Origin of the sequence: Streptomyces caelestis, assembly GCF_001279005.1 — a bacterium.
GTDB lineage: Bacteria > Actinomycetota > Actinomycetes > Streptomycetales > Streptomycetaceae > Streptomyces > Streptomyces heliomycini.
The window spans coordinates 137,496-161,084 of sequence record NZ_LGCN01000074.1 but is presented as its reverse complement, the minus strand read 5'-3'; the positions used below and the strand labels follow the sequence as shown (position 1 = coordinate 161,084).

18 protein-coding genes and 2 pseudogenes are annotated in these 23,589 nt (G+C 75.3%); 12 read left to right on the top strand and 8 right to left on the bottom strand.

Annotated elements, in window-relative coordinates; translation table 11 throughout:
• Positions 1 to 201: 201 nt before the first annotated feature.
• Positions 202 to 1,677: an AAA family ATPase gene (locus tag ADK41_RS07585; RefSeq protein ID WP_030827161.1), complete on the bottom strand. Its 1,476-nt coding sequence runs from the start codon at positions 1,675 to 1,677 to the stop codon at positions 202 to 204.
• A 414-nt stretch (positions 1,678 to 2,091) separates the two neighbouring features.
• Here ADK41_RS07585 and ADK41_RS07580 point away from each other — a divergent pair, with 414 nt between their 5' ends.
• From ADK41_RS07580 to ADK41_RS07550, 7 genes are all read left to right on the top strand, one after another.
• The gene (locus ADK41_RS07580; RefSeq protein WP_030827158.1) at positions 2,092 to 2,913 is read left to right on the top strand and encodes a universal stress protein; all 822 of its coding nucleotides are present in this window, start codon (positions 2,092 to 2,094) and stop codon (positions 2,911 to 2,913) included.
• Positions 2,914 to 3,072: 159 nt separating this feature from the next.
• Entirely contained in the window at positions 3,073 to 3,675 is a 603-nt protein-coding gene (locus ADK41_RS07575; RefSeq protein WP_030827155.1) for an Rv1733c family protein, read from the top strand.
• Between the two features lie 39 nt (positions 3,676 to 3,714).
• A complete protein-coding gene (locus tag ADK41_RS07570; protein ID WP_030827151.1) occupies positions 3,715 to 5,115 on the top strand; it encodes a nicotinate phosphoribosyltransferase in 1,401 nt (466 codons plus the stop codon).
• An 11-nt stretch (positions 5,116 to 5,126) separates the two neighbouring features.
• Complete coding sequence (locus ADK41_RS07565) at positions 5,127 to 5,414, top strand: DUF1876 domain-containing protein (protein WP_030827148.1); 288 nt, start codon at positions 5,127 to 5,129, stop codon at positions 5,412 to 5,414.
• A 36-nt stretch (positions 5,415 to 5,450) separates the two neighbouring features.
• The gene (locus tag ADK41_RS07560; RefSeq protein ID WP_030827146.1) at positions 5,451 to 5,909 is read left to right on the top strand and encodes an Hsp20/alpha crystallin family protein; all 459 of its coding nucleotides are present in this window, start codon (positions 5,451 to 5,453) and stop codon (positions 5,907 to 5,909) included.
• A 435-nt stretch (positions 5,910 to 6,344) separates the two neighbouring features.
• Positions 6,345 to 7,268 (top strand): DUF1918 domain-containing protein, encoded by a 924-nt coding sequence (locus ADK41_RS07555; RefSeq protein WP_030827144.1) that lies wholly within the window; start codon positions 6,345 to 6,347, stop codon positions 7,266 to 7,268.
• Between the two features lie 37 nt (positions 7,269 to 7,305).
• Entirely contained in the window at positions 7,306 to 8,298 is a 993-nt protein-coding gene (locus ADK41_RS07550; RefSeq protein WP_420706764.1) for an Acg family FMN-binding oxidoreductase, read from the top strand.
• A 72-nt stretch (positions 8,299 to 8,370) separates the two neighbouring features.
• Here the strand turns inward: ADK41_RS07550 and ADK41_RS07545 are convergent, their stop codons facing one another.
• Positions 8,371 to 9,048, bottom strand: a complete 678-nt coding sequence (locus tag ADK41_RS07545) for a CBS domain-containing protein (RefSeq protein WP_078661964.1) — start codon at positions 9,046 to 9,048, stop codon at positions 8,371 to 8,373.
• A 300-nt stretch (positions 9,049 to 9,348) separates the two neighbouring features.
• On the opposite strand from ADK41_RS07545, the gene ADK41_RS07540 reads away from it, so the two are divergent.
• Together ADK41_RS07540 and ADK41_RS07535 are read left to right on the top strand one after the other, a co-directional pair.
• Positions 9,349 to 10,224: a universal stress protein gene (locus tag ADK41_RS07540; RefSeq protein WP_030827138.1), complete on the top strand. Its 876-nt coding sequence runs from the start codon at positions 9,349 to 9,351 to the stop codon at positions 10,222 to 10,224.
• 58 nt (positions 10,225 to 10,282) lie between these two features.
• On the top strand, positions 10,283 to 12,682 hold the full coding sequence (locus ADK41_RS07535) for a glycoside hydrolase family 65 protein (protein WP_030827136.1): 2,400 nt from the start codon (positions 10,283 to 10,285) through the stop codon (positions 12,680 to 12,682).
• Between the two features lie 329 nt (positions 12,683 to 13,011).
• Here ADK41_RS07535 and ADK41_RS07530 read toward each other — a convergent pair.
• Positions 13,012 to 13,395 (bottom strand): annotated as a pseudogene (locus tag ADK41_RS07530) (cytochrome c oxidase assembly protein); the annotation flags it as partial.
• Positions 13,396 to 13,925: 530 nt separating this feature from the next.
• Between ADK41_RS07530 and ADK41_RS07525 the strand changes: the two are divergent.
• Together ADK41_RS07525 and ADK41_RS43870 are read left to right on the top strand one after the other, a co-directional pair.
• On the top strand, positions 13,926 to 14,228 hold the full coding sequence (locus ADK41_RS07525; protein ID WP_199821830.1) for a DUF1540 domain-containing protein: 303 nt from the start codon (positions 13,926 to 13,928) through the stop codon (positions 14,226 to 14,228).
• Positions 14,229 to 14,591: 363 nt separating this feature from the next.
• A complete protein-coding gene (locus tag ADK41_RS43870; RefSeq protein WP_267883148.1) occupies positions 14,592 to 14,723 on the top strand; it encodes a hypothetical protein in 132 nt (43 codons plus the stop codon).
• Between the two features lie 399 nt (positions 14,724 to 15,122).
• On the opposite strand, the gene fdhF is transcribed toward ADK41_RS43870, so the two are convergent.
• The 4 genes from fdhF to ADK41_RS07505 form a co-directional block, all read right to left on the bottom strand.
• A complete protein-coding gene (fdhF, locus tag ADK41_RS07520) occupies positions 15,123 to 17,810 on the bottom strand; it encodes a formate dehydrogenase subunit alpha (RefSeq protein ID WP_234318792.1) in 2,688 nt (895 codons plus the stop codon).
• Positions 17,807 to 19,492: an NAD(P)H-dependent oxidoreductase subunit E gene (locus tag ADK41_RS07515; protein WP_037804296.1), complete on the bottom strand. Its 1,686-nt coding sequence runs from the start codon at positions 19,490 to 19,492 to the stop codon at positions 17,807 to 17,809. The genes fdhF and ADK41_RS07515 overlap by 4 nt, the downstream gene beginning before the upstream one ends.
• Positions 19,493 to 19,772: 280 nt before the next feature.
• Complete coding sequence (locus tag ADK41_RS07510) at positions 19,773 to 20,435, bottom strand: response regulator (protein WP_030827113.1); 663 nt, start codon at positions 20,433 to 20,435, stop codon at positions 19,773 to 19,775.
• Positions 20,432 to 21,559: a sensor histidine kinase gene (locus ADK41_RS07505; RefSeq protein WP_030827110.1), complete on the bottom strand. Its 1,128-nt coding sequence runs from the start codon at positions 21,557 to 21,559 to the stop codon at positions 20,432 to 20,434. The genes ADK41_RS07510 and ADK41_RS07505 overlap by 4 nt, the downstream gene beginning before the upstream one ends.
• Positions 21,560 to 21,787: 228 nt before the next feature.
• Here ADK41_RS07505 and ADK41_RS07500 point away from each other — a divergent pair, with 228 nt between their 5' ends.
• Positions 21,788 to 22,162 carry a DUF6223 family protein gene (locus ADK41_RS07500; protein ID WP_030827107.1) on the top strand — a complete coding sequence of 125 codons (375 nt, stop codon included), beginning with the start codon at positions 21,788 to 21,790 and terminating at the stop codon, positions 22,160 to 22,162.
• A gap of 273 nt (positions 22,163 to 22,435) precedes the next feature.
• On the opposite strand, the pseudogene ADK41_RS42905 reads toward ADK41_RS07500, so the two are convergent.
• Positions 22,436 to 22,721: pseudogene (locus ADK41_RS42905) on the bottom strand (fumarylacetoacetate hydrolase family protein); the annotation flags it as partial.
• Positions 22,722 to 23,589: the final 868 nt, after the last annotated feature.

Sequence of the window (23,589 nt, the reverse complement as noted above, 5' to 3'; positions counted from 1 at the left end):
CGCCCCGCCCCGCGAGACCGGGTGGCGCGGTCCGGCCGCCCAGGGGCGTCGTTCGGATCTCGCCGGGGTCGGGGAGGGGCCGACACCGCTCCCCCCGCTCCCGGCGTCCTCCTCCGCCTCGCGACGCACGGCGCCGGACCCCGCCCGGCCCGGCCGCGAGGAACCGCTCACCGGAGCCGGCCCGATCCGAACGGCATCCCCCTAGTCCGGCTCCATGTAGGGGCGGCGGAAGACCGGTGCCTGGCCCGTGCCCCACGGGCGCACGGCGGCCAGTGCCCGGGCGACCGCGGACTCCAGGGAGCCGCTGGTGTCGACCGCGACGGCCTCCGGCCACGGCTGTTCCCCGGCCTCCATCGCGGCGGCGACAAAGGCGTCGGCGTCGGACGCTCCGGGGGCGCGCGTGCCCAGGCGGGCCGTCGACACGTCCCTCGGCACGTGGCAGTGCAGGGCCACCAGGCCGGCGCTGGTGCGTTCGGCCATGCGCAGGGCCGCCTCACGCTGTGCCGCGTCGGACCAGGTGGCGTCCAGGACGACGGATTCCCCGGAGGACAGCAGGGCGGACGCGCGGTCGAGCAGGACGGAGTAGGTCCTGGCCGTCCACTCCGGCGTGTAGATCCCTTCGCCGTAGCCGGCCGCCGCGGACTGCTCCGCGGGGATCCCCGCCAGCTCCTTGCGGAGACGGTCGCTGCTGAGCAGCGTGACCCCCAGCCGGTCGGCCAGCGCCCCGGAGAGGGTGGACTTCCCGCTGCCCGGCAGCCCTCCGACGAGCGTCAGGCCGACGGCGGAGGTACGCAGGTGGCGCAGCGCCGTCGAGACCAGCCGCCGGAACGCCGCCTCCGCGCCCGGCGCTCCCTGGCGTGCCTGGATCAGGGAGACCTTGGCGCGGACGAAGGCGCGGTAGGCGACGTAGTGGTGCCACAGGGAGGAGGGCGCCGGGTCGCCCGAGTACTCGCCGTACCGGGCGAGGAAGTACGCCGCGGCCTGAGGGGCGCCGAGCTGTTCCAGGTCCATGGCGAGGAAGGCGGCGTCGTCGAGTCCGTCGACGTAGCGCAGGTGGTCGTCGAACTCCAGGCAGTCCAGGACACGGGGACCGTCGTCGAGACAGAAGACGTCCTCGGCGAGCAGGTCGCCGTGGCCGTCGACCACCCGCCCCTGTTCGATGCGGGAGTCGAACAGACGCGCGCGGCCGGCGAGGTAGCGGCGCACCAGCCGCTCCGTCTCCGCCACCCCGTCCGGCACGACGCCGTCCTCGGCCAGCGCACGGACCTGCCGGAAGCCGGCCTCCCAGCGCGAGGACAGGGCGTCCCGCGTGCCCTGCTCGTCCACCTCACGGCTCCGGGGCGCGTCCGCGTGCCACGCCGCGAGGTGCCGGGCGACGGCCCGCAGGGCGTCGTCGACGGCGGCCCCTTCCCGCACCAGGCGGGAAAGGCGGCGGTCCGCGGGCATCCGGCGCATCACCACGAGCGGTTCCGGCGCCTGCGCGTCGGGGCTTCGGAGCTCACCCAGCCCCAGATAGACGTCGGGGGCGAAGCGGCGGTTGAGAGCGACTTCGCGCTCGCACGCCGCCCGGCGGGCCGTCACCGTCGTGTAGTCCAGGAATCCCAGATCCACCGGCTTCTTCAGCTTGTAGGCGCGGTCGCCGGCGAAGAACACGACGGCGGTGTGCGTCTCGCACACCTGCGCGCGCGGCGGCTCACCGTCGTACCGGTCACCGGCCCGGAGCGGGGACGTGCCGGCCGCGGGCGCCGGGGGCGCCGTCCCCCCGCCGGGGCCCGGCTCAGTCATGGGAGCCGACGGTGACGGCAGGGCGTGCGGGACGGACGGCTGCCCGGCGGACGGCGGGGCTCCCGGGTGAGCCGGCGAGGCCCACGGTGACGACTGGCTGCATGGCGGTGCCCTCCGTCTCGTATGAAGCTGGAAGAGGGATGGATGACCGTGTGCGGGCCCGACGACGCGGATGGCCGAGACGTCGTCGGCGTGCCGGGCATGGCGGGCCCTCTCGTTCGAGGAGTACCCCAATCCCCTCCGCGGCGCATGTGGACCGGCAGAAGGGACGCAGGCGCGGGATCCGGCCGAGAGGAGACAGCGGCGGTGACGATTCCCCTGGTGGTCGGCGTCGACGGGTCCGAAGCGAGCCTGGAGGCGGTGGACTGGGCCGCCGACGAGGCCGTCCGGCACGGCGTGCCGCTCCACCTCCTGCACGCGGCGGCGCGGGACCACGAGGCGTCCGACGTGATCGAGGCCGCCTCCGAACGCGTCAGGAAGGGCGCTCCCACGGTGCGGCTGTCGAACGAGGTGCTGCACGAGGACGCGACCGCCGCCCTGCTCGGCAAAGGGCGCAACGCCTTCGCGCTGGTGCTGGGATCCAGAGGGTTCGGAGACCTCGCCGGCATGCTCCTGGGATCGGTCAGCCTCGCCGTGGCGGCGCGAGCGGACTGCCCGGTGGTCGTGGTGCGCGGTGCGGCGGAGCACCGGGACACGCGGTTCGGGAGCGTCGTCGTCGGTGTCGAGGAGGGGGAGGGCAGCGGCACGGCCGTGCAGTTCGCGTTCCGTGAGGCCCATGTGCGGCACTGCCGACTGGTGGCGGTGCACGCCTGGAGCGCACCGCTCGGCGCTCCCGCCTCACCACGGGCCCCCTCCGCGTACGTCCCGGAGGTCCGCCGGCGCCCACCGGCGCGGGTCCTCGACGACGCCCTGCGCGGCGCGTCGGAGCGGTACCGCGACGCCCCGGTGCACCGGCGGGTGATCGAGGGGCCGGCGCGCCAGGCCCTGCTGGAGGCGGCGGCGGAGGCGGACCTGCTGGTCGTCGGGGCCCGCAGACGACGAGGGCACCTGGGTCTGCAACTGGGACTGATCAACCATGCGGTACTGCATCACGCGCCGTGCCCGATCGCGGTCGTTCCCCGGATCTGACCGGACGGGCGGGGACGGACCACGTCGGCGGCCGGACCCGGTGAATCCGGAAGCCGCCCCCCACAGGGACTTTCGGCCCTGTGACCGGAGCCCGCGCCGTCCCATGATGGGACCGGGACGGTGGGGGAAACGGACCGGCTACCTGCTGGAGGCCGAGTCATGAGCGCACGCAATCCACCGCACGCGTCCGGCCCGCTGCCGCCGCGCCGGGAGCACGCGTCCACCGGGGCGAACCCCCTGCGGCGTGCGTCCGACAGGTTCGAGTCCTGGTTCCGCGGCTTCCTGATGCTGGTCCTCGCCCTCGGCCTGCCGGTGGCCGCGTTCGGCGCGGGGCTGACGGCGTACGAGTCGTCGATGCGCGTCGTGCGGACCCAGTCGGCCGAGCGGCACCAGGTCGACGCCCGGGTGACGTCGGTCGTCGAGGAGGCCGGCGAGGCGGCGGGACTGCGGGCGCGGGTCCGCTGGGCCGACGGCGAAACGGTGCGGACGGGAACCACCCTCGTGAAGCCGGACACGCCCGAGGGCGCCCCCGTGCGGGTGTGGGTGACCGGCGACGGGGCCGTCACCGGCCCGCCGATGAGCGGGAACCAGGCCGTGACCACCGGCTGGTTCGCGGGCGGTGCGGCGGCGGCCGGCGTGGCGGCCGGGGTCTTCGCGGCGCGGACGGGCGTGCGCCGCGTGCTGGACCGGAGAAGGTACGCGCAGTGGGACGCCGAGTGGGACCGGGTGGAGCCCCTGTGGGCCGGCCGGTTCCGCCGGTGACGTGAGGACGAGCCGGACAGGCCCGAGGAGGCGACCTTCATGTCCGACGCGACGACCACCGACCTGTACGAGGTGACGATGGCCATGTCCTACCTCCGGGAGGGCATGACCGGCCCCGCGACGTTCAGCCTCTTCGTCCGCGACCTGCCCGCCGAGCGCGGCTTCCTGGTCGCGGCGGGACTGGAGTCGGCCCTGGAGTACCTGTCCGGCCTGCACGTCGGCCCGGAGGACGTCGACGCCTTCGCGTCCGCGCTGCACCGTCCATCGCGTGACCTGAGGCCCCTGCTCGGCCTGGAGTTCACCGGCGACGTGCGGGCGGTGCCGGAGGGACGGATCGTCCTGGCGGGAGAGCCCCTGCTGGAGGTGACCGCGCCCCTCCCGCAGGCGCAGCTGGCCGAAACGTACGTGCTCAACCGGCTCAGCCACCAGACCGCCGTCGCCTCGAAGGCCGCCCGGTGCGTCCTGGCGGCGGCGGGGCATCCGGTCGTGGACTTCTCCCTGCGGCGCACCCACGGCCCGCAGGCCGGGTTCCAGGCCGCCCGCCTCGGCGCGATGGCCGGCTTCGCCGGAACCAGCAACGTGGCCGCCGCCACCGCCCTGGGCCTGACCGCCGTCGGCACGATGGCCCACTCCTTCGTCGAGGCGTTCGCCACGGAGGAGGACGCCTTCCGTGCCTTCGCCCGGTGCCACCCGGGGCCGGTGACCCTGCTGGTGGACACCTACGACACCGAGGAGGGCGTACGCGTCGCGTCGCGCGTCCTGCGGGACCTCGACCACGCGGCCCGGGGGCCCGGCTCGGCGGTACGGCTGGACAGCGGCGACCTCGGGGCCCTGGCGGTACGGGCACGGTCCCTCCTCGACGACGCGGGCCTGCCCGACGTCCGGATCATCGCGAGCGGCGGTCTCGACGAGTACGCGGTGGACGAGCTGGTCCGCTCCGGGGCGCCGATCGACGCCTACGCCGTCGGCACCCGCGTCGGCGTCTCGGCCGACGCGCCGTACCTGGACTCGGCCTACAAGATGGTGGAGTACGACGGCCGGCCGGTGATGAAGCTGTCGTCGGCGAAAGTGACGGCGCCCGGACCCAAGCAGGTGTTCCGCCGCCCCGACCGCCCCGACGTGATCGCCCTGGCCGACGAGCGGCCTCCCGACGGCGGCGTGCCGTTGCTGGAGACGGTGATGCGGGGCGGACGGCGCACCGGCCCCGGGCCCACGCTCGATGAGTGCCGGGAGAGGCTCACGGCGGACCTGGCGGGCCTGCCGCCTGCCGCCCGCCGGATCCGGGCGCCGGTCGCTCCCCGGGCGACGGCCTCCGAGCGGCTGGGCGCACTCGCCGCCCGCGTCCGGCGCCGTATCGAGGAACGGACGACGGCGGCTTCCGTCCGGTCCCCGGTCCCGGAACGAACCGCGTCCGGACCACACGGGTCCGTACCGGGGTGAGGAGGAAAGCGATGCCGCACACGACGGAGTGGAGGGTTCGACTCCACCTCTTCGAGGACGACGACGGAACCACGAAGGCGCACGTGGTGCTGGACACCGGCACCACGGCGCTCACCGGCCACGGGACCGCGCACTGCCATCCGGCGGACGCGAACGTGCCGGAGATCGGCGACGAACTGGCGGCCGGGCGGGCCCTGCGGAACATCGCCCAGCGGCTGCTGAACACCGCCGAACGCGACATCGAGGACACGGGGGCGCCGCGGCCCGGCACGCGGCAGGCCACCGGATGGCCCATGTGACCGACGGCCGGGGCGGCAGGACAAGGAGGATCAACCATGACGCATCCCGTACGACACAGCAGGAGCGGGCTCCCGGCGGCCCTGCACGAACTGGACGATCTCCGGACCCGGATGGACCAGCTCATGCACGCCGTCTTCCCCATCGGCGGACCTCTCGAATTCGGCGCGGGCGAACCGTGGGCGCCGCTGGCCGACGTCGTGGACGCCGAGGACGCCTACTTGGTGGAACTGGACCTTCCCGGCGTGGACAAGGACCAGGTCACCGTCGAGGTCGCCGAGGGCGAGCTCGGCATCCACGGTGAGATCGAGGAGAAGGAACACGCCGGGGTGGTCCGCAGGCACAGCCGCCGCACCGGACGGTTCGACTACCGCACGACCCTGCCGCCGAACTCCGACACCGAGCACGTCAGCGCGGACCTGACGAGCGGGGTCCTCACGGTGCGCGTCCCGAAAACGGAGACGGGGAAGGCACACCGCGTCGAGATCACCGGCTGAGCCGGGGAGGGGCCGACCGCCGGGCCGCGTACCGGTTCGGCGGGCGCGCGCCGCTCCCTCCGCCCGGGACCGCGGTCCCGGGCGTTCCGTCCGCCGGCGTCGGCGGTCCCCTCGGGGGAGCGGTGGGGGACCGCCGGGCGTCGCAGCACGTCCTCGGCGGTCTCGTCGCGGACGGCGTCGTCACGGCGCGGGAAGACCCGCGGCAGGCCGCCACGGCCGACGGCGCCCGGGAGCCGGTCCGTCCCGTCCACGACGGGCGGCCGCGCGACGTGCCGGGCCCCGCCGGGCGGCAGGCCACGCCGTGCCCCGACGACGTCACGGGTTCCGCGACCGCCCGGTGCCGCGTGCCGCCTCTCCCGTCCGGCCGTGCCGTGCGCCGGTGTGCCGCGCGTGGCACGTTGGATACAGCACCATTCCGCGGAGAGGGCGGCGATCATGCGAGCTCACCTCGGCGACCAGCTCGTCATCGAAAGCCCGGCGACCGGCGTCGCCAGGCGCGACGGCGAGATCGTCGGACTCCACCACGAGGACGGAACACCCCCCTACGACGTGCGCTGGTCGGACACGGACGACGTGACGCTCGTGTTCCCCGGACCCGACGCACACATCCGGCACACGGAGCACGGGCGGCCCGAGGCCCCCCGCGGGTCCTCCCCGCCGGACACGGGCGAGGCGCGGGCCGGGTCCGCGACCGTTTCGCCGCCCGGGGCGCCCAACCCCGGCGACATCGGCCGGCGTGTGGCCGTCGAACGCCACCGGCACGGGCTCAGCCGGGAGGAGACGGCCCGCCGCGCCCGCATCTCGCCGGCCTACCTCGCGTACCTGGAGGAACAGCCGGCCGACCCGACGGTGGCGACCCTCCTCGGCCTGGCCGGCGCGCTGGGCACCACCGCCGCGGCCCTGCGCGGAGCGGGCGTCGACCTGCCGCCCGGCCGGGGCCACGCACTGCTGCGTCCGCAGCTGCGCGACCTCGGCCCGGAGGAATGCCGCCGCCTGCTGTCCACGCACGGCGTGGGGCGCGTCGCCGTGTCGGCGCCCGACGGCCGTCCCGCGGTCGTCCCGGTCAACTACGAGGTCGTGGAGGACGCGATCGTCTTCCGGACCGCGCCCGACTCCGTGCCCGCGGCGGCCGTCGGAACGGAGGTCGCCTTCGAGGCCGACCACGTGGACGAGGCGATGAGCCGGGGCTGGAGCGTGCTCGCGGTCGGCCCCGCGAGCGTCGTCACGGAGCCCGACGTCGTGCGGGGGCTCGTCCGGCGCGCGCACACCGAGCCATGGGCGGGCGGTGCACGCGAGATGTGGGTGTCGATCCGGCCCGCGCGCCTCACGGGCCGGCGCATCACTCCGGCCGACCAGTAGGCGCCCACGGGGCGCCGGCCCGAGAGGGAGGCTTCAGGTGAGCCGACGAGCACCGGCCGACGAGCAGGTGACGGCCCTGGCCCGAGCCGCTGCCGCGGCCCCGTCCATGCACAACGCGCAGCCCTGGCTCTTCCGCTACTTCCGGCGCAGCCGCACGTTCGAGGTCCGCGCCGACCTCGAGCGCGCCATGCCGCACTCCGACCCCGACACCCGCGGCCTGCACATCGGCTGCGGCGCCGCCCTGCTGAACCTGAGGGTCGCCGTGGTCCACGAGGGCTGGTGTCCGGAAACCCTCCTCCTGCCCGACCCCACCGACCCGGCGCTGGTGGCGAGTGTGCGGTTGACGGGCCCCACGACCGACGAGGACGACCTCGGAGCGCTGTACCCGGCGATACACCGGCGCCACAGCAGCCGTTACCCGTTCGAGGAGAGGGAGATCCCCGGCCCCGTGCGGGAGGCCCTCGGCGCGGCCGCCCGCGCCGAGGGGGCGGCGTTGGCCTTCCCCACCCCATGGCATCTGCAGGAGGTGCTGGAGCTGGCCCAGGACGCCGAGGCACGCAACATCACCGACCCCGGCAGCGACCAGGACCTGGCGCGGTGGACGCGTATCGACGCCCCGTCGGCGGGTACCGCCGACGACGGAGTCCCGCACTACGCCTTCGGGCCCCGCAAGCTCGGGGGCAAGGCCCCCGTGCGCGACTTCGCGGGTTCCCGGAGGGTGGCGGGCCGTGACACCGCCGACTTCGAGCGCACTCCCCAGCTGGCCCTTCTCAGCACGAGCCACGACCACCCGGAGGACTGGCTCCGCGCGGGGCAGGCCATAGAACGCGTGCTGCTGCTGGCCACCCTCGAGGGCCTGTCCAGTTCCTTCGTGACCCAGCCCCTCGAATGGACCGATCTGCGCTGGCCGCTGCGCGACCCGGTGTCGGGGACGGGCTGCACCCAGATGCTCCTGCGCCTGGGGTACGGCCCCGAAGGACCCGACACACCGCGCCGCCCGGTGTCGGACGTGCTCGACATCCAGCCCTGACCTGTCGTCCCCGGCCCGCCCACCGGGCCCGGACCCGCCCGGGGGACCGCGGCCGGCCGGCAGGGCGCACGGTCACCGGGCCGTCCCGGGTCCGTCCCGGTCCGCCGGCTCGCCGGTGAGCCGTGGCTCGACGTCCACGACGCCCTCCACGGCGCGCACGAGGCGCACGGCGACCGAGATGAGCGAGGTGTCCTGGATGTGCCCGCGGAGGGTGACGACTCCCTCGTGGACGTTGACGTGGAGGGCGTGGCTGACGGCGGGGAAGAGGTAGGACACCACGGTGCGGCGGACCTCCTCCTCGATCTCCTCGTCCGGCCGCAGAAAGACCTTCAGCAGGTCGGCGCGGCTCACCAGGCCCTGCAGCATGCCGACGTCGTCGACCACGGGCAGCCGCTTGACGTGCCGGACGGCCATGATCCTGGCCGCCTGCGCCAGGGTGGCGTCGGGGTGGACCGTGATCGCGGGGGCGCTCATGAGCTCCGCCGCCGTCACCGCCCCGGCCTTGGCGACGTCGGACAGACGTCGGCGCTGTTCGAAGAGGGTCGGGTCGTTGTCGCGGAACTCCTCCTTGGGCAGCAGGTCGGCCTCGGAGACGACGCCGACGACACGTCCTTCCCCCTCCAGGACCGGCATCGCACTGACCTTCCACTGCTCCATGGTCCGCACGATCTCCTTGAAGGGCGCGTCGCGTCCGACGGCCACGACCGTCTGGGTCATCACATCGCTGACGATGTGCGGGGTCTCAGGCACCGCGATCATCCTCGTCTCGCCTCGTGGTGACGGGGAGGGAGCGGCCGGGGCCGGCCCGGCGGTTCCCCGGCACCGATGGTCCCGACGACCGCCGTGCGGCGGCCGTGGCGGCGGTGCGAGGGAGGGGCCCCCGGCCCTTCCTCCGGCCGTATGACTCCACGATCGCCGCAAATCGGCGCAGTGCAACCCGGGCCGGGCCCCTTCCGCGCGCCGGTCCATGTGTCGCGACGGAACCCGTGCGGTGCGACGGTATTGACAGGGACGTCAAGGCAGTGGCCGGGCAGGAAGGTGGTGGTGACCGTGGAGCTCCCGCTGGTCGTGGGTGTCGACGGATCGGATTCCAGTCTGGAGGCCGTGGACTGGGCGGTGGACGAGGCCGCGCGCCTCGGGCTGCCCCTGCGGCTCGTCCACGCCTCTTTGTGGGAGCGGTACGAGGGAGGTCTCCCGTCCTTCGGTACCGACCGTCCGGCCGAAGAGGTCATGGCCGAACACGTCGCCGCGTCCTGCGCGGAACGTGCCCGGCTGCGCGACCCGGAGGTGAAGGTGTCGAGCGACGTACTGCCCGACGACCCCGTGTCCGCGCTCCTGCACGCGGCTCATGAATCCTCCGTCCTGGTCACCGGCTCCCGCGGCCGCGGTGGGATCGCGGGGATGCTGCTGGGATCGGTGAGCCTCACGGTGGCCGCCCGTGCCGTGTGCCCGGTGGTCGTGGTGCGCGGCGCGGAGCGGAACCGGCAGGGCTCCCTCGGCCGGGTGGTGGTCGGCCTCGGCGACTCCACGGAGGGCTCGGCCGCCGTGCGGTTCGCCTTCCGCGAGGCGGAGGCGCGCGGCTGCGGCCTGCACGCCGTACGGGCCTGGCGCCGCCCCACCCCCGAGCACGTGGACCATCCCCTGATCGCGGACGGTGCCGCCGGCGCCGGGGAGGAGCACGCCCTTGCCCTCCTCGCCGACGCGCTGCGCGACGCCGCGGGGAGTCACCCGCAGGTCGAAGTGCGCCGTCAGGCGGTCGAAGGCCCCGCCCACAAGGTCCTCCTGGACGCTTCCTCCGAGGCCGACCTGGTGGTCGTGGGCGCGCGCAGGCGCCACGGCCACGTCGGTCTGCAACTCGGCAGGGTGGCCCACACCCTGCTGCATCACGCCGGGTGCCCGGTGGCCGTCGTCCCCCAACGGGCCTGACCCGACGCGCGTCCCGTGCTCCCGCGCACCCGGTGAAGGGAGAAGGAGAGGGCGGCGGATGTCGGAGTGGACCTGGGAGTACGAGGGGTACGACCCGGCCGGCGAGCGGCTGCGCGAGTCGTTGTGCACGCTCGGCAACGGCTGCTTCGCCACGCGCGGCGCCGTGCCCGAGAGCAGGGCGGGCCTGGTGCACTACCCGGCCACCTACGCGGCCGGGGTCTACAACCGCCTGGAGTCGGCCGTGGCGGGGCGGCGGGTGGTGAACGAGGACCTGGTGAACCTCCCGAACTGGCTGCTCCTGCGGTTCCGTCCGCGCTTCGCCGACGGGTCGGCGGGTCCGTGGTTCTCTCCCGACACGTGTCGGCCGCTCGACCACCGGCACAGCCTGGACCTGCGCCGGGCCGTCCTGACGCGTACGTTCCGGTTCCGGGACGACGAGGCGGGCGTGCTGGGGGTGGAGCAGGTCCGGCTGGTGCACATGGCGGATCCCCACCTGGCCGCGCTGCGGACCGTCTTCACGGCCGAGGAGTGGTCCGGGGAGATCGAGGTGGAGTCCGTCCTCGACGGCGACGTGACCAACGGCAACGTGCACCGCTACCGGTCCCTCGACCGGCGCCACCTGGTCCGCGTGCGGACCGGCGCGTCCGCGGCCGACGTGACATGGCTGAGCTGCCGCACCAGCGCCTCCGACATCGGCATCGGGATGGCGGCCCGTACGGTCGCCGCCGGGCGGCCGCCCACGGCGTCGGAGCTCCGTCCGTCCCACCGCCGCGCCGTGCACCGGCTGGTGGTACCGGTCGCTCCGGGCCGGCCCGCCGTCGTGGACAGGACGGTGGCCCTGCACACCTCCCGGGACCGGGCGATCAGCGACCCGCTCGGCGCGGCGCTCGACCGGGTGGCCACGGCCGCGGACTTCCCGGCGCTCGTGGACTCCCATGCCGCCGCCTGGGCGCGCCTGTGGCGGGGAGCGGACATCCAGGTGCCCGGGGAGGCGGGCCGTGTCCTGCGCCTGCACCTGTTCCACGTGCTGCAGACGCTGTCACCGCACACCGCGGACCTGGACGCGGGGGTGCCGGCCCGCGGGCTGCACGGCGAGGCGTACCGGGGCCACGTCTTCTGGGACGAGCTGTTCGTGCTGCCGTACCTGAACCTGCATTTCCCGGAGGTCTCACGGGCCCTGCTCGACTACCGCCACCGGCGTCTGCCGCAGGCGTGCCGCGCGGCCCGCGCGGCGGGCCGGGCCGGGGCGATGTACCCGTGGCAGTCCGGCAGCGACGGCCGTGAGGAGACCCAGCAGCTGCACCTCAACCCCCGTTCGGGCCGGTGGCTGCCGGACGACTCCCGGCTCCAGCACCACGTCGGCTCGGCGATCGCCTACAACGTGTGGCAGTACTGCGAAGCGACCGGCGACACCGAGTACCTGCACACCAAGGGCGCGGAGATGCTGCTGCAGATCGCCCGCTTCTGGGCGGACAGCGCGGAACCCGCCCCCGGCACCGGCCGGTACCGCATCCGCGGCGTGGTCGGCCCCGACGAGTACCACGACCGCTACCCCGACGCCGCCCGGCCGGGCCTGGACGACAACGCGTACACCAACGTCACCGCCGCCTGGGTCCTCGGCCGGGCCCTGGACCTGGTGCGGCGCCTCCCGGCATGGCGCCGGCAGGAGCTGTTCGAACGCATCGGGCTGGACGGCGGTGAACTCCCGAAGTGGGAGGAGGTCTCCCGGCGGCTGCGGGTGCCGTTCCACCAGGGCGTCATCAGCCAGTTCGACGGCTACGGCGACCTCGCCGAGCTGGACTGGGACGCCTACCGCACCCGCTACCCCAGCATCCGGCGGCTGGACCGCATCCTCGAGGCCGAGGGCGACTCCGTGAACCGCTACCAGGCCTCCAAACAGGCCGACGTCCTGATGCTCGGATACCTCTTCTCGTCCGCCGAGCTGCGGGCCCTGTTCCACCGTCTCGGGTACGACGTGGACGAGGAGGTCTGGCACCGGACCGTCGACTACTACCTGCGGCGCACCAGCCACGGCTCCACCCTCAGCGGACTCGTCCACGGCCTCGTCCTCGCCCGGGCCAGACGGGCCGAGGCGTGGAGTTACGTCCACGAGGCCCTGGAGGCGGACATCGCCGACATCCAGGGCGGCACGACCGGCGAGGGCATCCACCTCGGCGCCATGGCCGGGACCCTGGATCTGGTGCAACGCGGCCTGACGGGGCTGGAGACGCGTGAGGACGCCCTCTTCCTGGACCCGGTGCCCCTTCCCGCCCTGTCGGAGTACGGGTTCTCGCTGCGCTACCGCGGTCACTGGGGCATCGGCGTACGGCGCCGGAGCGGACAGCTGGAGATCCGGGTGCCCGACTCGGAGGAGTCACCGATCCGCGTGGTGCTGGCCGACCGGGCCGTGAGCATCGCGCCGGGGGAGACCTGCACGCTCGTGCTGCCGGAGGACTGATCCGCGCGGACGGGCGAACCGGCCCCGGCCCGGGCGCCGGAGGCCGGATCCGCCGGACAGGACACGGGCGCGGTGAGGAAGCCCCGGGAGGCGTCACGGTCGCTGTTTCCGCCGACGGCGGCCACTTCGCGCGGACAGCAGGCCCCCTGCCGTGCCGCCGGGTACCGGGGCGGGCGCCGGCCGCGGGAGCCGCCGAGCCGGCCGGCGGTGCGCCGGACCGCGCCCACGGCCTGGACGGAGTGCTTCCCCCGCACCGGAACGCGGGCACCGGCGGCGAGGACGACACGATCCCCGGGCCGCCCCGCCTCGGCCACGGCACGTCCGGCCCCTCAGACGGGAGCGGCCGCCCGCGCGGGTGGTCCCTCCGCCGACGGGCGGGCGCGGCCCCGCGGACGCCAGGTGGCGACGAGGGCCGCGGCGAGGAGCAGTTCGGCGATGTCTCCGTCGTAGTACATGATCTCCGCTCCACCCCGGACCTCGGGCACCGGGGCGTGGACGTCGACCCGGAAGCCGCCGTACATCAGCTGCGAGATCACCGCGTGGGCGGTGACGGCCACGCCGATCCAGACCAGGCGGGCGCGGACGCCGGGCCGGCCCGGCGCGGGGTCGACTCCCGCGATCACGTAGGCGAACAGGCACCCCGCCAGCAGGAAGTGCAGGAGCAGCAGCCGGCGCCCGGCCGGATGGGCCATGACGGTGTCGTGGAGCGTGGTCGCCATCGCCCCGCCTCCCTCCTGTCGGCCCGGTGCGCGTCCTTCGGGTGCGCGGGTTCCCGCCGGGGGACCCCGGCCGGGTGCGGTACGGCCCGTTCCCCGTCACGGTCTACCAGCTGCCCTGCCGCACCGGCACCGCGCCTTCGGCCGTTCGGCGGTGTTCGTCCCGCCTCCCGGCGAACCGCGCCGAGAGGGACGGCCGCTCCGTCCCGTCCGCCGACGTGCGCCGGCACCCGTCATCGCGGAAAGTGGAGGACAGGAAGGGAGCGTTCCATGAGCTGTCGGTGCGGACACGGCCCCTGGCGCCACCACGTCCAGCCGCACCCACCGCCCCATGGCCACGGTCCCGCACCTCGTCCGCACGTACCGCCGCCGGATTCCTGCGCCCCTGCCGTGGACGCGGAGGAGCCGAGGCGCCGGTCCGACGAGCCGGAGCGGTGACCGCCGATCGCGGCGGCATGCCGCCGCCCGGAGAGGGCCGTCACCGCAGCGACCGATCCGTACGCCACCTCGAGAAAGCAGGCCTCCTCATGGCAGCCACACCCGTCATGCAACTGCCGGTCATCAGCGAATGCGCGGCCGAGAGCTGCGCCTACAACCACGACCACGCCTGCCACGCCGTGGCGATCACCGTGGGAGACCTCAGCAGCCCCGTCTGCGACACGTTCCTGGGCGCGGACCTGGAGGGCGGGGAGCCGTCCGTCACCGGCCGGGTCGGCGCGTGCAAGATGGCCGACTGCCGGCACAACACCGGGCTGGAGTGCCGAGCCCCGTCCATCGCCGTCGGATACGAGCACGAGCAGGTCGACTGCCTCACCTACGCGCGGACCTGAGGGACGGACACGGTCATCGCGCGAGGTCACGGATCAGAAGGCTTCCGGACTCCTCGACCGACGCCGACCGTGCGGAACGAAGGCGTGCACCGGCGCCCCTGTCCGGGGCCACGGCTGCGGCCGGGGAACATCCCTGAAGCGGGGTCCCGCTCCGGGCGACGGTGCCGTGGGGGACGTGGAGGAAGCGGTGGGGCTCACCGGCCGGCGCCGGCGACCGTCCGCCGACCGCCCGGGCCGTGGTGGAGCGCCGACCGGGGTACGCGTCCGCGCCCGGACCGCTTTCGAGCGGAAGCCGGACACCGTCGGGGAGGGGCGCCGGAGACCTGGCGAGGACCCCGGGCATGTCCCCGGCCCTCTCCGGGGGTGCCGCTGCCCCCGCTGCCCGCACAGATCCCGTGGATCGACCTGCTCGCACACGGCCCGCCCGGTGTCGCGCTCGGCGCGGAGCCCGTCGCCCCGGAGGCGACGGCCGCCCGGACGGAACGGCCCGGCTGAGTAAGCTCTCCCCGCGCGGGGACAGCCACGTCCCCGGTCCACGGACCGCCTCACACGGCGGGGCGGACGACTGCCGACGGCCACCGCCAGTGACTGTTCGAACGGGCTGAGGCCCAGGTCCTCGCGGAGTGCCGGGCCGAGCGGCCCCAGCAGGTCCCACGCCCAGAACCCGGCCGTGAACCCGGCCGTGGCCAGAGCAAGCATGCGCGTCGGCTGCGAGGACCGGCTCACCGGCGTTCCTCCCTTCCCTCGGACACCGGCGACACCCGGAACCGGCCCGGGGCCGGGGGCGTACGCTCCCTCACCCTCCCGTACGCGGTGCGGCCGCGGGGCACTCCGCTTCTCCGGACCGGCGAGAACATGCGCACAAGGGGACATCGCGCGGTGTGCGTGCCCTTCTCACGACGCGGCCACGCGGACCGCCGTGACCTTGTACTCGGGGCAGGACGTGACGGTGTCCGCGACGCCCGAAGTGAGGCGGTTCACCCCGCTCGCGGGGAAGTGGAAGGAGCAGAAGACCTGCCCGGGGGCCGTCTGCTCACCGACACGGGCGACGAGCCGGGCCCGGCCGTGCCGGCTTTCCACGGTGACGCCCTGGCCGTCCCGCAGGCCGTACCGGCAGGCGTCGTCGGAGTGAAGATCCAGGAAGTCGACCGGATCGAGCGCCAGGTTGCCGCCGCGCCGCGTCATGCTTCCGGAGTTGTAGTGCGCCCAGCGCCGCCCGGTGACCAGGAGCAGCGGATAGTCGTCGTCGGGCCGTTCGCCGGGCGGGAGACAAGGGGGAGCGGCCAGGTGGGCCCGCCCGTCCGGTGTGGCGAAACGCTCCGTGTACAGCTTGGCCTCTCCGGGCCCGTGGGGGGTGGGGCAGGGCCATGGCACGGCGCCCTCCCGGTCCAGGCGGTCGTGGGAGAGCCCGGCGAAGACGGGCGCGAGCCGGCCGCATTCGGCGAGGGCGTCGGCGGGGGCCGGGCAGCCCAGACCGGCCCCCATGGCCTCGGCGACGGCCCGGAGGATGTCGAAGTCGCTGCGGGCCTGCCCCGGCGGGGGCACGGCGGGTCGGACGCGCTGGAACCGGCGGTCGAAGTTGACGAAGGTGCCGTCCTTCTCCAGCCAGGACGCGGCGGGCAGGACGACGTCGGCGTGCCGGGCGGTCTCGGACAGGAACAGTTCGTTGCAGACGACGAGCGGACAGGCGTCCAGGGCCCGGGCCACCTGACGGGTGTCCGGGTCGGTGGCGAGGACGTCCTCGCCGACGATCCACAGCGCCCGCAGGGCCCCGGCTCGCGCGGCGGCGAACATGTCCGGGATACGGAGTCCCGGCCGCGGCGGGACCGGCACGCCCCAGACGTCCTCGGCCCGCGAGCGGACGGCGGCGTCGGCGACCTTGCCGTACCCGGGCAGGAGGTCCGGCAGGGCGCCCATGTCGGAGGCGCCCTGGACGTTGTTCTGGCCGCGCAGCGGGTTGACCCCGTAGCCGCGGTCGGTGCCCACGGCGCCGCGCAGGATCGCCAGGTTGGACAGGGACCGCACCCCGTCGGTGCCGTGCAGGTGCTCGGTCACGCCCAGGCCGTAGACGATGGCGGGCCGCTCGGCCCCGCCGTAGAGGCGGGCGGCGGCGACCAGGTCCGCGGCCGGTACGCCGGTGAGGTCCGCGACCCGGTCGGGCGGGTGGTCGGCCAGCAGTTCGGTGAGTTCCGGCAGCCCGGTGGCGCGCTCGCGCAGGAACTCCTCGTCGATCAGCCCCTCGGCGAGCAGGACGTGGGCGAGCCCGTGGAAGAGCGCCACGTTGGTGCCGGGCCGCGGCCGCAGGTGCACGTCGGCGTGCAGGGCGAGGCCCACGGCCCGTGGATCGGCGACGACCAGCCGGGCTCCGCGGAGGACCTGCCGCAGCAGCCGGGCCCCGACCACCGGGTGGGCCTCGACGGGATTGGCGCCGACCACCAGCAGGCAGTCGGCCCGCTCCACGTCGTCGAAGACGTCGGTGCCGCCGGAGAGCCCGAAGGAGGCGGTGAGGCCGGCGGCGGAGGGGGAGTGGCAGAGACGGGAGCAGTTGTCGACGTTGTTGGTCCCGATGACGACCCGCATGAACTTCTGTACGAGGTAGTTCTCCTCGTTGGTGGCGCGGGCCGATGAGATCGCCGCCACGGCGTCCGGGCCCCCGGCGTCGACGGCGGCCCGCAGGCCCCGGGCGACGTGGGCCAGCGCCTCGTCCCAGCCGGCCGGCTCCAGTACGCCGTCACGTCGCAGCAGGGGCCGGGTGAGCCGTTCCGGGGAGGTGCGGAATCCGTGGGAGAAGCGGCCCTTCACGCACGCGTGGCCGCGATTGACCGGGCCGTCCCGGGCGGGCAGCACCGCCGTGACCTCGCCGTCCCGCGTGACCACGTCGAGGGCGCAGCCCACGCCGCAGTAGCCGCACGTGGTGCGCGTCAGGCCCTCCGCCGGGGGGAACGCCGAGGTGAGTCCCCGCCCCGGTCCGGGCCGGCTGATCGCCCCCGTGGGGCAGGTGTCCACGCAGCCGCCGCAGGCCACGCAGTCCGACTCGATCCAGGGCCCGCCGGTCCCCGGGGCCACGACCGTGTCCCCGCCCCGGCCGACCAGGGTGAGCGCGAAGGTGCCCTGTACCTCGGAGCACATCCGCACGCACCGGCCGCAGGCGATGCACAGGTCCCGGTCCAGGTGGACGTACGGGTGGGAGTCGTCCCCGCCCCGGCCTCCGGCGCCCTGTGCCGCCTCGGGGCCGATGCCCAGCGACCGGCAGACGTGCGCCAGTTCGCCGGGACCGCCGTCGGCGAGGGCCCGGGGCGGCAGCGCGGAGACGATGACCTCCACCGCGTCCCGGCGCAGCCGCACGACGTCGTCGCTCCCGGTGTCCACGCGCATGCCGGGGGAGACCGGAGTGACACAGGCCGCCACGACGCGCCCTCCGGTCCTCACGAGACACGTACGGCATGACCCGGCGGGACTGAGCCGGTCGTCGGAGCAGAGCGCGGGCAGCTCGATCCCGGCCGCCCGTACCGCCGTGAGCAGGGACGACTCCTCGGGTACCGTGACGCCGGCGCCGTCGACCTCGACCATGAACCCGTTCACGGCCCCCACCCCGCGAGCCGGTCCCCGCAGGCGCGGACGAGGCTGTGCACGGCGGGCGGAATCCGCCGCCCGAAGGCGCACAGGCTCGCCTCGGCGAGGAGCCGGGACAGCCGCTCCCACTCCTTGGCCGGCGGGGCGCCGGCCAAGGCCCACTCCAGACCGCGGCGCGAGCCGACGCGGCAGGGCGAGCACGCGCCGCAGCTCTCGGCCGCCGCGAACTCCCACACGTGGCGCAGCACGTCCTCCGGGGCCACGCGTTGGTCGAAGGCGACGAGCCCGGCGTGCCCGAGGGCGGCGCCCCGGGCCGACAGCCCCGCCTCCGACAGCGGCACGTCCAGCGCGTCGGCGGCGAGGAAGCCGCCCAGCGGCCCGCCGACCTGGAGCACCGTCAGCCCGGCGCCGTCCCGCAGACCGCCTCCCAGCTCGGTGACGATCCGCCGCACGGGCGTGCCGAGCTCGACCTCGTAGCATCCCGGCCGGGCGAACCGCTCCGAGAGACAGACCAGCTTGGTTCCCGCCTCGCCGGGCGTACCGCGCCGGGCGTACGTCCGGCCGCCGTGCCGGACGATCCAGGGGAGAGCCGCCAGGGTCTCGACGTTGTTGACCACGGTCGGCGCGTCCCACAGGCCGTGCTCGGTCGGGTACGGCGGGCGGGGCCGGGCGCATCCGCGACCGCCCTCCAACTCCGCGATGAGCGCGGTCTCCTCACCGGCGACGTAGGAGCCGGCGCCCTCGACGACGCGGATGTCCAGGGAGGTGGCCGTCCCGTGCACCGACGGTCCGAGATGCCCGTCCGCGTACGCCCGGCGCACCGCTTCCCGCATCCGCGCCAGCGCGGCCGGGTACTCGGAGCGCACCAGCACGAACCCCCGGCCGGCCCCGCACGCGAAACAGGCCAGGGCCAGGCCCTCCAGGACGCGTCCCGGGTCGGCCTCCATCAGCAGCCTGTCGGCGTACGAACCCGGATCGCCCTCGTCGCCGTTGGCGACCACCACGGTCCCGGGCCCGCGGCCCGCCGCCTCCCATTTCGCCGCCACACGGAATCCGGCGCCGCCCCGCCCCCGGAGCCCGGACGCCGCCACCTCCCGGCGGACCTCTTCCGGAGTGCCGGACGAGACCGTCCCCGGCCACACCCGCCACGCCGGCTCACCGCAGAGCACACCGCCCAGCAGGACCGGGTCACCGGTGTCGTCGGCCGCCGGGATCCCGGGCGCCCGCGGCGGCTCCCGCCCCGCGAGCTGAGCCGGGAGGGTCGCCCCGGCACACGGTGTGTCGCCGTCGAGCGCCGCGGGCCCCGCGTAGCAGTAGCCCAGACAGCGGACGGTCTGCACCGACACGTCACCGCGCGGCGAGGCGGTGTGCGCGGCGACGCCCAGCTCACGCTCCACCTCCGCGAGGTGCCCTCCGCCCCCCGCGGCGAAGCACGCCGTCGCGGTGCACACCCGCACATGACGGTCGCCGTGCGGGGCGGAGAGGTCCGCGTAGTAACCGGCGGGCCCCAGCGCGGCGGCGGCGGGCAGGCCGATGCGGGAGGCGACGGCCGGCGCCCAGGCCTCGGGGCCGTCCCGCGTTTCGGCCCTGGCCTCGGCCAGCGACTCGACCAGCTCGGCTCCCGGCCGCCCACGCCGGTCCGCCAGCGCCCGGAAGGCGTCGAAGGGGCGAGCGGATCGGATGAACGCCATGCATTCATCGTGGGGGAGGGCGCGCGAGACCGCAGCCGGAGGACCGGGCCGGACAGCATCCGCGGTCACGCCGGGTGAACGCCGCCGGGCGCAGGGTGACCACGGTGCTCTTCCGCGGCCGGGTGCGGGTGGCGTACACGGTCTCGGGGGCGCGGTGGGGAAACCGGGCGGCGAGGCGCTCGGTGACGGGGCGGGCCGGGGTGCGGGAGTTCCGGCGGGGCGCTGTGCGGCTGCGCGTCCCGCGTCACACGGCCGAGGGGGAGGCCCACGGTGCGCGGGGTCAGCGGGCGCGTGGGGTCACCAGTCCGGACTCGTAGGCGAGGACCACGAGTTGGGCGCGGTCGCGGGCGTGGAGCTTGGCCATGGCCCGGTTGATGTGGGTCTTGGCGGTCGACGGGCTGATGACCAGGCGGCCGGCGATCTCGTCGTTGGACAGGCCGTGCGCGGCCAGGGCGACGGCCTCGCGTTCGCGGCCGGTCAGCTCCTCCAGCCCGCTTCCGGCGCGGGCGCGCGGCGGCTGGGTGACGTACCGGTCGATGAGCTTGCGGGTGATGGCGGGGGCGAGCAGGGCGTCGCCGCGGGCGGCGACGCGCACGGCGTGCAGGAAGTCCTCCGGCAGGATGTCCTTGACGAGGAAGCCGGCGGCGCCGGCGCGCAGCGCGTCGAAGACGTACTCGTCCATGCCGTAGTTGGTCAGCATGACGACGTGCACGCCGGCCAGGGCCGGGTCCGCGGCGATGCGCCGGGTCGCTTCGATGCCGTCCATGACGGGCATCCGGATGTCGATGAGCGCGACGTCGGGCAGCCGTTGTGCGACGAGGGCCAGGCACTCCTGGCCGTCGGCGGCCTCGGCCACCACCTCGATGTCGTCCTCGAGGTCGAGCAGCGCGCGGAAGCCGCTGCGGATGAGCGGCTGGTCGTCGACCAGCAGAACCCGGATCACGGCGCTCCGTTCGTGGGGAGTTCGGCCTGGACGGTGAAGCCGCCGGCGCCGCGCGGCTCGGTGCGCAGTCGCCCGCCCAGGGCCGTGACGCGTTCGTGCATGCCGAGCAGTCCGAGGCCGGGCGCCGGTGCGGGGTGCAAGGTGGTCCTTCCGTTGTCGTCGACGCGGACGGCGAGGGCGTCCGGCCGGTAGTCGATCAGTACCGAGGCGGTGGTGGCGGCGGCGTGCCGGACGACGTTGGTGAGCGACTCCTGAACGATCCGGTAAGCGGTACGGCTCACCGCGGCCGGCACGGCGTGCGGGTGTCCGCCTATCGTCAGCGTCGTCTCCAGGCCGGTTCCCTGGAACCGCTTCACCAGGTCGGGGACGTGGTCGAGTCCGTGCGGCGGGGCGGTGTCGTCGTCGCGCAGCGCCTCGAGGGTCGCGCGCAGCTCCCGGCTCGCCTCCCGGCCGGCTTCCTGGATCGCCAGCAGGGCCTCCGGCACCTGCTCGCCGCGGCGCCGGGCCACGTGGACGGCGACCTCGGACTGCACCTTGATGACCGAGATCTGGTGGGTGAGGGAGTCGTGCAGCTCCCGCGCGATGCGCAGCCGCTCCTCGTCCGCCCGGCGGCGCGCGGTCTCCTCGCGGGTGCGCTCGGCTTCGTCCGCCCGTCGTTCGGCCTGCCGCACCGCCTCCCCGGCGGCGAAGGCGGCGATCAGCCAGGCGAGTTCGAGGGTGCTCCGGGCCCGCGCCACGACCTCGCGCGCGGGCCCGTCGTGAAGGACCAGGGCCGTGAGGTGGAGCACGGCCAGCAGTCCCGCGGAGACGGCCAGCGCGACGGCGCGGTGCCCGGCGCGTACCGCGCCGTAGACCGCGACCAGGTACGAGACGGCGAGCACCTCGAACCCGGCCCCCAGGTGGCCGACCGCGCACAGCCCGGTGACGGCCAGGACCACGAGCGGCGCCCGGCGGCGCGCGGCCAGCGCCAGCCCGCCGGCCGCCAGCAGCGCGGAACCGAGCAGCTCGCGCCCCCCGGCCGGGTGCGGCCCGGACAGCCCGGTGCCCAGCAGCAGCGCCGCCACGCCCACGGCGGTCGCCCAGTCGGTGACCCCGGCCGGGACAGCGAACCGTCCTTTGTCCATGGGCGCACCGTAGCCGGACGTGGCGGTGGGCGGGTCCGGCTCGTGGACGAGCGGTCGGCTACCGCGTGTGCGGTACCGGCGCGCCGTCTGCCGCGTCCGCGGTAGCCGGATCCCGCGCCGGCGGCAGCGGAAAGTGCCCGCACCCGCCGGACGACCGGCCGGGGGGCCGGCCCGCATGCTCGAGGCACATCGAACCTCGCGATCAGCGACGGAGAAGGAGGAAGCGGGATGAGTGCTTCAGCAGCGCTGCTGGCGGCCGCCGAGGGCGGGATCATCGGCGACGGGCGGACCGGTGCCAACCTGGCCCTCGGAGTGGGGGCGCTCGGGCTGGTCCTCGGTCGGTCGGCCCTGACCCGGGCCGGCGGCCGGATCGGCGTCGGCAACGCGCGCATCGGCGGGATGGCGGCCGTCGTGGTGGGAACGGTCGGCACGATCCTTGCCGTGCTGCACGTGGCGACCGCCGACGGCGGTCCCGGCACCGGCAACGGCCTCGTCGGCGCCCTCGTGGCCGTCCCGCTGGGATGCGGCGCCGTACTCCTCGGCCGCCGGGCGCTGGCCCGGTGCCGCCGCGCCGGCCGGCCGGCCGATCGGATGCCCGTCTGACCTCCCCCGTCCCCGGCCACCGCCGGGGACGGGGGAGGGGCGAAGGCCAGGAGCAGGCAACCGGCCGACCCGGCCAGGGGGATCCGCGTGGGGCGGCCCGTCCGCGGCCGCGAAGTCCGGTCGGCGGCGCCGGCGGCCGGGCGCCTCGGTGACGTCGGTGGCGACGACGCGCGCCTTCCCGGGGGAGCGCCTCGGCCTCGGCGGCGCCCTGCCCGCGGGCGGCGCCGGTGATCACGACGACCTTGCCCAGGAGCCTCGTGGGGCGCGGGTCGCTCACGGCCGCTCCCGGGCACGGCGCCGGCCGGCCGGAAGGGGAACGGGCTCCACGCCGGGGACGACGGTGTCGGTGAGGGTGACGGTGTCGCCGGGCCTCAGCGGGGGGCGGCGACTGCTCGCCGCGCCGGCCCCGGAGTTCGGCGAGGCAGCCGCCGTTGCCGCAGGTGCCGGAACCGGGGGCGACGCGGGTGCCGCGGGAGGCGTAGGCGGTCATCTCCTCGAAGGTCCGGCTCAGATGGGACAGCAGGTCCTCACCGACCTTCTCGCCGTTGACCTCGGCGGTCGGACCGTCGTTCGCCCAGGGAACTCCGTGGGGGCGTCCACGCGCCGGACCGACGGTATCCGGAAAACGGGTCGTGCCGGGGCGGGCGGGCCGGCGCCCGTGCGACGCCCACGGTCGGGACCGAGGCGTTCCCGACCGGATCCGCATGGACCTTTGATCCACGCGGATCCACGCCCACGTCCCCGGCGTCAAGGACCACCGCCCGGCGGACCGGGAGCCCGGCGAGGCCGCGGTCCGCGAGTGGCCCGCCCCGTCCGTCCGTCTGCGCGCCGACCGGGACCGGGCGAACCGGGCGGTCCGCCGGCTCGTCGGGGGAAGCGGGCGTGCGCCGGTTCCCCGACGCCGGCACCGGCATGCCCGCCTCCCCGGACCCGTACGAGATCGCCCCGTCGGCGGCCCCCGAGTTGTTCGAGGGCCTGGAGCCGGCCGGGCCGGGCATCGTCCAGGGGAGCCGGCGGTACCCGGAAGGCGCGGGCGAACAGCGCGTCCGCGACGAGGACATCGCGCTGTACGGAGCGATCGCCCGCGAGCCGTGGGGACTTCGTCCGCGTCCGGCCCCGGCCCGCACCACGTTCACGTGGTGTTCACGCGGCCGCCGGGTGACGGCGGCGCCGCGTGGACGCCCTCGCCGACGCCGGAGGAGGGCCGGGTGTGTGGGTCTCGTGAGGGTCGCCGGGCGATCCCCCGCACAGGCAGGCCCCGGCCGCACGCCTGTTAAGATCATCGGACTTTCAGCAGGCTGGCGGCGCGTCATGAACGCGTACGGGGGACAGTCTCTAAGGCCCCATCGCTGAGGAGTTGAGGCTTGGTCCGCTGCAGGCCCGCGCCGTTCGTCGGCCCGGACCCGTCCCACGGGCGTGCTGACCTG